Source organism: Nitrosospira briensis (assembly GCF_900115125.1).
Classification (GTDB): domain Bacteria; phylum Pseudomonadota; class Gammaproteobacteria; order Burkholderiales; family Nitrosomonadaceae; genus Nitrosospira; species Nitrosospira briensis_A.
Genome location: NZ_FOVJ01000002.1, coordinates 300,235 through 311,513 on the forward strand (window position 1 = coordinate 300,235; position 11,279 = coordinate 311,513).

An 11,279-nucleotide genomic window follows, 5' to 3' on the forward strand; every position below is an offset into this window, starting at 1 on the left:
TCTCGTCTTTCAATCAGTTGCGCAGCCTTGCATCAAACCGGTTCTGCAACACCTCTATCAGCTTTATGGTAACCCGATCCGCGTCCGAGTCGGTCAGCGTTTTTTCAGTATCTTGCAATAACATACGGAATGCAAGACTTTTTTTCCCATCTTCCACGCCCTTTCCACGGTAGACATCAAACAAGGAAATCTCCGAAATGATGGGCAATTTCTCGGCGTACATGCAGTCCAGCATTGATTGGGCATTCACACTCTCCGCTACTACCACGGCAATATCACGCCGTATCGGAGGGAATTTTGAAAATTCCGCAGCCTTCGATAATGCTCTTGTCGTCAGGACATCAATGTTCAGTTCAAATAGCACGACGGATTGGGGCAGATCAAACTTCTGCTGCCAGCGCGGATGAAGTTCTCCCAAATAACCAGCGATTTTACTACCCACCTGGATTTCGGCGGATTTGCCAGGGTGTAGAGCCGGATGTACTACAGTCGCTGCCTGCACCGGCGATGGCCAGAATAACGCTTCAATATCTGCTTTTGCGTCATAAAAATCCACCGCGTGAGCGTGGGCTCCCCACTGCTCGGCCATCGCATCCCCATAGCAGAGTCCGGCAATTTTTTCCTGCTGGGTGTAGGTTTCACCCGTTCTCTCGAAACAACACCCGATTTCAAACAGACGCACTCGCGTCTGCTTCCGGTTGAGATTGAATTGCAGATTCGCTATAAGACCTCCCAGCAGACTGCTGCGCATTACTGCCAATTGATTGGACAGGGGATTCTTCAATGCTACCGGCCTTGGGTTGCGTACCAGCTCCGTTTCCCAGGAGAGATCGACGAAAGAGTAATTGATGACTTCCTGATAATCCCGTCCCGCAAGAATTTGCCGCAACCGAGAGGGGGCTTTCCGGGTTTCGGGCTCGGGAAGCATTCCCATCCTTGCGCGAGGCAATGCCGCGGGAATGTGATTATAGCCGTGTATACGGGCCAATTCCTCGATCAGGTCTTCCTCTATTACGAGGTCGAAGCGGTAAGTCGGGGGGGTTACGGCGAAGAATCCGCCGTCAATCGAAAAGCTGAATTGCAAGCGTCGCAGCAGTTCGGCAGCTCTGGCTTCGCCGAGATTCATGCCCAGGACCCGCTGCGCTCGATCCAATCGAAGCCCGATGGGATCGCGCTGTGGCAGCTTATTCCTGATTTCAACAACCGGCCCCGGCTTGCCGCCACAAATATCCATTATCAAAGCACTCGCGCGTTCCAGCGCGCTCCGTGTCGCGCCAAAATCCACGCCTCGTTCAAAACGATGTGCCGAATCCGAGCTGAACCCCAGCGAGAATGACTTGCCGGCTATTACTTCAGGATTAAAAAAAGCGCTTTCCAGAAACAAATCGACGACCCCTGGCTTCACTCCGCTTTCAATACCTCCCATGATCCCCGCCAATGCGAGAGGCCTGGCCTCATCTGCGATTATCAGCATGTCGGGTTGCAGCATGAGGTTGTCGCCGTTCAGCAATTGCAGCGTTTCACCCGCGTTGGCATAACGCACGTGGATCGAGCCCGCAAGGACGCCCGAAATCTTTGCCAAGTCGAAAGCATGCAGCGGCTGGCCGGTTTCCAGCATGACATAATTGGTCACATCCACCACTGCGTTGATCGTGCGCACGCCGCTGCGCTCCAACCGGCGAACCATCCATTGAGGCGTGGAAACATCCGCGGAGATATCACGTACCACTCTGCCACAGTAAAGCGGGCAGGCCTCAGGTGCATGCATATGTATGGCCAGCGTTTCCTTGATCTGGCTTTCAACCGGCTTTGTCCCCGGGAGTTTGAGATTTTGCGACGTAATTGCCGCCACTTCTCTCGCAACGCCCGTCAGCCCCAGGCAATCGCCGCGATTGGGGGTGAGCTTGAGAGTAAGGAGTTTATCCTCAAGCTCGTAATAATCTCGAAAATCTGCGCCAGGCGGCGCATCCGAGGGAAGCAAAAGCAACCCCGCGGTGGCTTCCCCCAAACCCAGTTCCCTGGCTGAACATAACATACCTGCGGATTCGACTCCGCGTATCCTCGTTTGCTTAATGGCCATGCCTGGCAATTTGGCGCCCTCCAGTGCACACGGCACTTTCACGCCGCCGCGAACGTTAGCCGCGCCGCAGACAATCTGTAATGGCTCACCAACTCCTGCTAAACCTATGTCCACCTCACAGATATTAAGATGATCCGCATCGGGGTGTTTGCGCACCGATGTTACTTCAGCTACCACCACCTTGCTGAATGGGGGAGCAACCGGCTCAATGCCCTCAACCTCAAGGCCCGCCATCGTTAATGCATGCGCAAGCTTATTGGTTGATAGCGGCGGGTTAACAAACGTACGAAGCCAGTTTTCCGAAAATTTCATGAATAATTATCTTCCAGCCGAAGGTGGACCGGATGTTCCTGTGAGGTATTGCCCAACACGGTTGATACCTTGTCCGACCCTGGTACTCATCACGATGTGTGCTTACCCATACGTTCGCGTTAACTCATCGTTCTGGTATAAGTATCCGCTACAGTCCGTCATGCCGGCCAATAGCACCGAGCTAAAAAGGAGCTGCCGGGTGGCAAGTTCGGTTTAATTGAACTGCTTCAGGAATCGCAAATCATTTTCGAAAAACAGCCGCAGATCGTTCACACCATATCTCAGCATTGCCAGCCTCTCGACACCCAGACCAAAGGCAAAGCCGATATATTTTTCATTGTCGACGTCGACATGCTTGAGAACATTTGGGTGCACCATACCGCAACCCAGCACTTCCAGCCAGCCGGTGTAACCGCACACACGGCACCCATCCTTGCACATGACGCAGCCGATATCCATCTCAGCAGAAGGCTCGGTAAAGGGGAAAAAAGACGCACGGAACCGCACCCGCAAATCTTCGCGCTCAAAAAACTGCTGCATAAAGTCGGCCAGTACACCTTTCAACGCAGAGAAATTGGCATTTTCATCAATCCATAGACCTTCTACCTGATGAAACATGGGAGTGTGGGTCAAGTCGGAGTCGCGCCGATATACCCGCCCCGGTGCGATTACCTTCAGCGGTGGCGGCATGGTTTGCATGTAGCGGATCTGTACCGGCGAGGTATGGGTGCGCAGCAGATGCTCATTTTTACTTGAGTTTCCGTCATCCACGTAAAAAGTATCATGCATGGCGCGCGCAGGATGATTCTCCGGGATGTTAAGCGCGGTGAAATTGTAGAAATCGGTTTCGATTTCAGGGCCAGAAGCGACTGTAAATCCAATTGAATGAAACAGCGACTCGATACGATCCAGGGTCGCGGTTATAGGATGCAGGCCACCCATTCCCAAGCCGCGTCCCGGCAGGGTTACATCCAATGCTTCTTCGATCAGCCGCTCTTCGAGCTTTTTTTCCTGAATCGCTTCACGGCGAGCGTTAAGTGTCGCTTCCAGTGTTTCTTTCGCCTGATTGATGCGGCTTCCCATCGCAGGACGATCCTCAGGCGAAAGCTTACCCAATCCCTTCAGTAGATTGGTCAACTCGCCGTGCCGTCCAAGGTAGCGCGCCTTGGCCTGCTCCAGTTCAGCGGTATCGTCTATACGGTTGAACAGATCGACAGCTTCGCTGAGAAGGAGGTCCAGATCAGTCATGTAAATCCCAGGCGGGACATTATCTACACAAGAAAAAAGGAGGCAAGGCGTTTCGCCTTTAACCTCCTCGCAGTTTTTTTACTATTACTGCTATGCCGCCAGACCAGCTTTAGCCTGCTCGGCTATTTTTGCAAAAGCCGGCTTGTCAAATACCGCGATATCAGCCAAAACCTTGCGGTCCACCTCAATCTCCGCTTTGCGCAGACCGTTCATGAACACGCTGTAGGACAAACCGCACTCTCGCGCAGCGGCGTTAATACGAGCGATCCACAAAGCCCGAAACTGCCGCTTCTTCTGCCGGCGGTCACGATATGCATATTGCCCCGCTTTCATCACCGCTTCCTTGGCGATGCGATACACGTTCTTGCGGCGCCCACGGTAACCTTTTGCCAGATCCAGTACTTTTTTGTGACGCGCGTGGGCTGTTACACCACGTTTTACTCTTGGCATGTCAATCTCCCCCTAGGCGTATGGCATCATGGCGCGCACCGACGCCACATCACTGAAATGAACACTTACCGTTCCGCGCAATTGACGTTTGCTTTTCGTGGTTTTCTTGGTAAGAATATGACGTTTGAATGCCTGTGAACGCTTGACACTGCCCCCCGCCCGCACTTTGAAGCGCTTTGCTGCTCCGCTCTTTGTTTTCATCTTTGGCATTACTCTGCTCCTGTTTTAACATGACGCCGGGTGTTTCCTGAACGGAACGCTTTAAACCCGGAAATCACTTGTTTTCGATTGCATGGAAACGTCCATGCATCACGTGTTGCCTGTGCGCCATCAAGCCGAATACACATGGCCTACTCGCTCTTGCAGCTTCGCGTGTACCACCACAGCATCCTTTCCAAGCTGATACCAATGGTTGTGCCGGTCTTATGCTTCAACCATTCTCTGCATCGGTTTCGGTAACAACCTTTGGTTTTGTTTCCTTCGGCTTGGGTATTTTAACTTCCTTCTTCCGGGGAGACAGCACCATCACCATCTGCCTTCCTTCCATCCTTGGAAACTGTTCTACCACCGCCTGAGATTCCAGATCGCCTCTCAACCGCTCCAGCAGGCGCACACCAAACTCCTGATGTGCCATTTCGCGTCCCCGAAATCGCAACGTAATTTTCGCCTTGTCGCCCTCTTCCAGAAAGCTGATCAAGTTGCGCAACTTGATGTTGTAATCGCCTTCGTCCGTATTGGGCCGGAACTTGACTTCCTTGATCTGGATTTGTTTCTGCTTGAGCTTGGCTTCGTGTTTTTTCTTGCTTTCCTGATAGCGAAACTTGCCATAATCCATCAAGCGGCATACCGGAGGCCGTGCTGTAGGCGCAATTTCGACTAAATCCACCCCAGCTTCCTCCGCCAAAGTGTTGGCGGCTGCCAGCGTGACCACACCTATCTGCTCTCCATCGGCACCAATCAAGCGCACTTCAGGCGCGTTAATCTCCTGATTGATGCGGGCTGCTTTTTCTTGAACTATAGTAATTCCCCAAATTTATTAATAAATCAAACCTCACCGGCTCTTATGGATATCTCTGCCTTAAGCCGTTCAATCAATGCCTGTAAAGACATCTGGCCAAGATTAGAGCCTGCGCGAGTTCGCACGGCCACCATTTGCGCGACCACTTCCTTATCGCCCACGATAATCTGATAGGGCAATTTTTGCAAACTATGTTCTCGTATTTTATAAGTTATCTTCTCATTTCTCAAGTCCGCACTTGCGCGAACGCCATTATGCTTGAGCTCTTCGGTTACCTTGCGCGCGTAGTCTGCCTGTCCTTCCGAGATATTCAACACCACCGCCTGTTCCGGCGAGAGCCACAACGGAAGCGCCCCTGCGTGATTTTCGATGAGTATGCCAATGAAGCGTTCCAGCGACCCCAGGATTGCCCGGTGAAGCATTACCGGCACTTTGCGTGAATTGTCCTCGGCCACATATTCAGCCTCTAATCGCTCCGGCATTGAAAAATCGAGTTGCAAAGTTCCGCACTGCCACAAACGGCCGATACTATCCTTGAGCGAAAACTCGATTTTGGGCCCGTAGAACGCCCCCTCGCCCGGCTGCAATTCCCAGACAAGCTTCTTGTGATTCAATGCGGATTGCAATGCCGCTTCGGCCTTGTCCCATTGCTCTTCAGAGCCGACGCGCTTCGCGGGACGAGTTGAAAGTTTAACCAGAAGCTCATTAAAGCCGAAGTCGGTATAAACTCTCTGCAACAGATCGATGAATTGCACCGCCTCATCCTGTACCTGCGATTCGGCGCAAAAAATGTGGGCGTCATCCTGGGTGAAGGCACGGACCCGCATGATACCATGGAGCGCGCCGGATGGCTCGTTGCGATGACACGAACCAAATTCGGCGAGGCGCAAGGGCAGGTCACGGTAGCTTTTCAAGCCCTGCTTGAATACCTGGACATGACCCGGACAATTCATCGGCTTGACTGCCAGTTCACGCTGTTCCGATTGGGTAATGAACATGTTCTCGTGAAAATTTTCCCAGTGTCCTGAACGCACCCAAAGTCCTTTGTCCAGCACCGAAGGTGTGCGAATTTCCAGATAGCCGTTGTCGAGGAATATTTCGCGCATGTACTGTTCTACCTGCTGCCAGATAGTCCAGCCTTTGTGATGCCAGAACACCATCCCCGGGGCCTCTTCCTGGATATGAAATAAATCCAGCTGCTTGCCGAGCTTGCGATGATCTCGTTTTTCCGCCTCTTCGAGGCGATGCAGGTAGGCATCCTGATCTTCTTTTTTAGCCCAGGCGGTGCCATAAATTCGCTGCAGCATTTCGTTGTGCGAATCGCCGCGCCAATATGCGCCCGCAAGCTTCATCAGCTTGAAGGTCTTGAGCTTGGATGTGGTGGGCACATGCGGTCCCCGGCACAAATCGGTAAAGTTGCCCTGCGAATAAAGGGAAACCTCCTCGTCGCCGGGAATGGCTTCGATAATCTGCGCCTTGTAATGCTCCCCCTGATTCTTGAAAAAATTGATTGCCTCGGAGCGGTCCCAGACCTTTCGCTCGACTTTCAGGTCACGGGCGCTGATTTCCGCCATGCGTTTCTCGATTGCCGCCAGGTCTTCAGGCGTGAACGGACGCTTGTAGGAAAAATCGTAATAGAAGCCGTCCTCAATCACGGGGCCAATGGTTACTTGCGCATCCGGAAACAATTCTTTCACGGCGTGTGCCAGCAGATGCGCGCTGGAATGACGGATGATTTCCAGCCCTTCAGGATCCTTTGCAGTGACGATACTCAAGTCGCTGTCGGTTTCTATTGGGCTGCATACGTCTACCAACTTGCCGTTCACTTTGCCTGCCAGTGCAGCTCGAGCCAATCCAGCACCTATCGATGCCGCAACATCGCCTACCGTCACCGGTTGATTGTAAGTACGTTCCGAACCATCCGGCAATCGAACGACAGTCACCGTTTGCCCCTCTTCTAAAGACAGATAAAATTACCCATTCTCCAATTTTACAGGAGCCACAGCTTTTCTGCCGTGTTTGTGGCAGCCGCTCCCTCGGGGAAAATTTGCCCCCCGCCGAGCAGCTGCCATGAGAAACGGAAAACCATACCAGTGCAGGGCGTGGCGCGCTAGCGAGCAGGCCAGGAGGCCAGGAGCCTAACCTTTGGAAATAACGCTCGACCGAAGAAGGAAATGGGGCCGCAATTGCGAACTCCCTCGTACAACCGAAAATGGGAGCACCGAGTGAGTGCTGGGAATTGGAGACTGGCCGCTGGAACCGCCACCCAAACGTTCAGCGGACCCTTGGCAGACCAAGGGGATTTGCTGAACCGTTCTCCTTCTTGACCCTAACTGGTTTTTCACTCTTCAGCGTTTATAAGCTGGCCTCACGCTTGAGCAGCTCCTCAATCCTTAGCCCTACTTCCGATCGGCCGCCGAATACCGTTCCCACCTTCTTGTTGTCGAGGTGCTGAATGTTTATAGCGTAGGCCTGAACCGGTAACGGAAAAAATTTGACTTCTTTCACCAGGTCGGGTGCATTTTTCATGTAGAACTCGACAAACTGTCGGACTTCGGGTCTTTCCGCTGATTTAATGTTTACGTAAATAAAAATGGGGCGCGACAGAGGCGCATAACTTCCGTCCTCCACCGTTTTGGCAGATGGGTTAACAGGACCTTTACCGCCATCGACAGGGACCGCTTTGACTTTTTTCTGATTCTCGACGTAATAGGCGAAGCCGAAAAACCCGAGTGCGTTCTTGTCGCTGGCCACGCCCTGTACTAAAACGTTGTCATCCTCAGATGCGGTAAAATCGCCACGGCTCGATTTGGCTTTGCCAACGATAGCTTCCGTAAAGTAATCGAAAGTACCGGAATCCGCGCCGGCACCGTAGAGCTTGAGCGGCTCGTCCGGCCATGCCGGATTTACCTGGCTCCATCTGGTGATATTCCCCTGCGCCGCCGGCTCCCAGATCTTTTTCAACTCCGCGACAGTTATGGCTTTGCTCCAGTTATTTCTCGGATTTACCACTACCGTCAGCGCATCGAATGCAACCGGCATTTCGACGTACTGCACGCCGGCTTTTTTGCAATCATCCATTTCCTTTTGCAGAATGGGACGTGAAGCATTGACGATATCGGTTTCGCCGCGGCAGAATTTCTTGAAGCCTCCGCCTGTACCCGAGATTCCCACAGTTACTCTAACTGCGCCCTTCTTCGCATTCTGAAAATCTTCCGCCACAGCTTCCGTGATGGGATAAACGGTACTGGAGCCGTCGATTTTAACCATCGAGCCCGCATTCGCAATGTTGGCTACACCGACCAAGGCACCAAATACGGCGGACATCGCAAGCACTATACTATTCGGCAATTTCAGCATTTCATCCCCTCTTTGATTGATTGGATATGCGCTTTTGCATGAAGTCATGCCAAGTCACAAGTGTAACTGCTTTGTGACGCCTTCTCACAGAGAAGAAAGCACGCTGCTCCATGGTTTCCCGGCGCTCTGTTGGCCGTACCACCGGCGCCGCCTCATACCTGTGCAAACGAACAGCACAATGTCACACACACATCAAGGCACGCGGGTTGCTTACCGTCAAACTCACTCCACATGCTTTCACTCGACAGCCTCGTTGCGTACCACATCTGCTATTGTTTCAGCCCAATGGTTGACTTTCTGCTTCGACTCACCTTCGACCATTACGCGTACCAGCGGCTCCGTGCCTGATGCACGTAACAACACCCGGCCCCTGCCGTCAAGATCGCGCTCCGCTTCGTCCTGAGTCGCTTTAATCGCCCCATTGACGCGCGAATCAAACCCTTTGGGAACCCTCACGTTGATGAGTTTTTGGGGATAAAGCGTCACGTCGCGTGCAAGCTCGGCCAGGCTCGTGGCTGATTCACGTATCGCATATAACACTTGAAGGGCGGAAATAATGCCGTCCCCCGTTGTGTGCTTGTCGATGCAAAGGATATGGCCGGAGCCCTCTCCGCCCAGTTGCCAGTTTTTTTTCTGTAAAAGCTCCAGCACATAGCGGTCGCCGACGTTGGCACGGGCAAATGGGATATCAAGTTTCTTTAAACTGTTTTCTACCGCAAGATTGGTCATTAATGTTCCGGCGACCCCGCCCTTGAGTAATCCTTTTTGCTGACGATGTCTGGCAATAATGTAGAGCAGTTGGTCGCCGTCGTAAAGCACGCCTTCTTCATCTGTCATGACGACCCGGTCGCCATCACCGTCAAGCGCTATGCCGATATCGGCTTCATGGTCTCTGACAGCTGCCTGTAGCAAGGCGCTGTGCGTGGCACCGCAGTCGTGGTTGATATTGACGCCGTCAGGCTGCGCCGCTATGGCAACAACATCCGCGCCCAGCTCATGCAGCACCGGGCCCGCAACCTGATATGCGGCGCCATGAGCGCAATCCACCACGATGCGCAGCCCGCGCAGGTCAAGGTGGTTCGGGAATGTGCTTTTGCAAAATTCGATATAGCGCCCCCTCGCGTCATTCACCCGGCGCGCTTTTCCAAGTTGCGCCGAGGCCATTGACTTGATCGGTGCCTTCAGTCCCGCCTCTATCTCATGTTCGGTTGCATCTGGCAACTTAGTCCCCAACCCGGAAAAAAACTTGATACCGTTATCTTCAAACGGGTTGTGCGAAGCGGAAATGACTATACCGGCCTGAAGCCGCAATGCCCGCGTCAGATAGGCTACTGCCGGGGTCGGAATAGGCCCCGATAGCAGCACATCCACGCCAGCTGCCGAAAGCCCGGCTTGCAAGGCGGATTCAAGCATATACCCCGATATGCGCGTGTCCTTGCCGATCAATACCGCGGGGCGCTCACCTTTTGACAGATGCCAGTCCGACGAGATCAATACCTTACCGGCTGAATAGCCAAGATGCATCACGAGTTCGGGAGTAATGGGCATTTCCCCTACACGCCCGCGTATGCCGTCCGTACCAAAATATTTTCGTGTCATTAAGAATCCGTGGATTTTCAATTATTCAGCGGCGCGCAAGTTCCGCCTTGTTTTTTAGTTCAGCGCCTATCGTTCAATTTATAACATCGCAATACTGAATACTGTCGTATAAAGTTCAAGCAGCGATTGGAGCAATGAGTCATGCCCTTGATGAGGCGGGACGAGGGCAGGGGCCGCATCTTGTCTATGCGCACTAGCTGTTCACCGCATTATAAACCGCCAGCGCATCGCGGGTTGCTTTCACATCATGTACCCGCACGATCCCTGCGCCCTTGATCACTGCCATTAAGGCAGCAGCAACACTGGCGTGAAGCCGGTCACCTACGTTCCTACCCGTCATTTTTCCCAATATCGCCTTGCGCGACAACCCTACCAGCACCGGTACGCCGAGGTCCGAGAAGCGGTCGAGATGGCGCAGCAACTTGATATTGTGATCATGCGTTTTACCGAAACCAAAACCGGGATCTATTGCGAGCCGGTCGCGCTGAATACCGGCGGCAAGCGCTGCATCCAGTCGCTGCCGTAAAAACCCCTTCACTTCTGCTACCACATCATCGTAGCGGGGATCGGCCTGCATGCTCCCCGGCTCACCCTGCATGTGCATGAGGCAAGCCGATACGCCTCCCGCCGCAACCGCCTCCAGCGCACCTGCGGCTCGTAGCGCATTGACATCATTAATCATCGCCGCGCCAGCCCTTATCGCCGCGCGCATCACTTCCGGCTTCGAGGTATCGACCGAAACCGGTACATCCATGCTGGACAGAGCTTCAACTACTGGAATAACGCGACGCAACTCCTCTGCCATATCCACCGGCATGCTGCCCGGCCGGCTAGACTCGCCGCCAATGTCCAGCCAATCGGCCCCCTGTTCAATCAGGCACGCGGCGTGGCGGAGAGCATCTTCGGTAGAGGCACACAAGCCTCCGTCGGAAAAAGAATCCGGGGTTACATTGATGACCCCCATAATCAGGGGCCGGCGGGAAGCAAGGCTGTCAAAACCGGGTTCCGCAGCGGGATGCCTGTTTTTCAGATGAGCGGAATGACCGCCAATAACTTCTAGCGACACCTGGTCTTCCTTTTTTGCATGTTCGCTATGGCGACCGAACTTTATTTTACGGAACTGCCGAGATGGGATACAACAGAAGGGAAAGAAATATGGCAGCGAGAATTCAGCATGCTCGAACGCAGGTTGTAACGCCTGAATTAGAAAAA

9 protein-coding genes are annotated in these 11,279 nt (G+C 53.2%); all 9 read right to left on the reverse strand.

Annotated features, from left to right (window positions below):
- Window positions 1-13 precede the first annotated feature (13 nt).
- The gene (gene pheT / locus BMZ14_RS06740) at window positions 14-2,392 is read right to left on the reverse strand and encodes a phenylalanine--tRNA ligase subunit beta (protein WP_074796034.1); all 2,379 of its coding nucleotides are present in this window, start codon (window positions 2,390-2,392) and stop codon (window positions 14-16) included.
- Window positions 2,393-2,605: 213 nt separating this feature from the next.
- Window positions 2,606-3,640 (reverse strand): phenylalanine--tRNA ligase subunit alpha, encoded by a 1,035-nt coding sequence (pheS, locus tag BMZ14_RS06745; RefSeq protein ID WP_074796036.1) that lies wholly within the window; start codon window positions 3,638-3,640, stop codon window positions 2,606-2,608.
- A gap of 90 nt (window positions 3,641-3,730) precedes the next feature.
- Window positions 3,731-4,090, reverse strand: a complete 360-nt coding sequence (gene rplT / locus BMZ14_RS06750; protein ID WP_074796038.1) for a 50S ribosomal protein L20 — start codon at window positions 4,088-4,090, stop codon at window positions 3,731-3,733.
- A gap of 12 nt (window positions 4,091-4,102) precedes the next feature.
- On the reverse strand, window positions 4,103-4,300 hold the full coding sequence (gene rpmI, locus BMZ14_RS06755) for a 50S ribosomal protein L35 (RefSeq protein WP_074796040.1): 198 nt from the start codon (window positions 4,298-4,300) through the stop codon (window positions 4,103-4,105).
- Window positions 4,301-4,520: 220 nt separating this feature from the next.
- On the reverse strand, window positions 4,521-5,114 hold the full coding sequence (infC, locus tag BMZ14_RS06760; RefSeq protein WP_371265668.1) for a translation initiation factor IF-3: 594 nt from the start codon (window positions 5,112-5,114) through the stop codon (window positions 4,521-4,523).
- A 20-nt stretch (window positions 5,115-5,134) separates the two neighbouring features.
- Window positions 5,135-7,051 (reverse strand): threonine--tRNA ligase, encoded by a 1,917-nt coding sequence (thrS, locus tag BMZ14_RS06765; protein ID WP_074796044.1) that lies wholly within the window; start codon window positions 7,049-7,051, stop codon window positions 5,135-5,137.
- Window positions 7,052-7,463: 412 nt separating this feature from the next.
- Entirely contained in the window at window positions 7,464-8,468 is a 1,005-nt protein-coding gene (locus BMZ14_RS06770) for a PstS family phosphate ABC transporter substrate-binding protein (RefSeq protein WP_074796534.1), read from the reverse strand.
- A gap of 237 nt (window positions 8,469-8,705) precedes the next feature.
- Complete coding sequence (gene glmM / locus BMZ14_RS06775; protein ID WP_074796046.1) at window positions 8,706-10,067, reverse strand: phosphoglucosamine mutase; 1,362 nt, start codon at window positions 10,065-10,067, stop codon at window positions 8,706-8,708.
- 193 nt (window positions 10,068-10,260) lie between these two features.
- Complete coding sequence (folP, locus tag BMZ14_RS06780; protein ID WP_074796536.1) at window positions 10,261-11,031, reverse strand: dihydropteroate synthase; 771 nt, start codon at window positions 11,029-11,031, stop codon at window positions 10,261-10,263.
- Window positions 11,032-11,279: the final 248 nt, after the last annotated feature.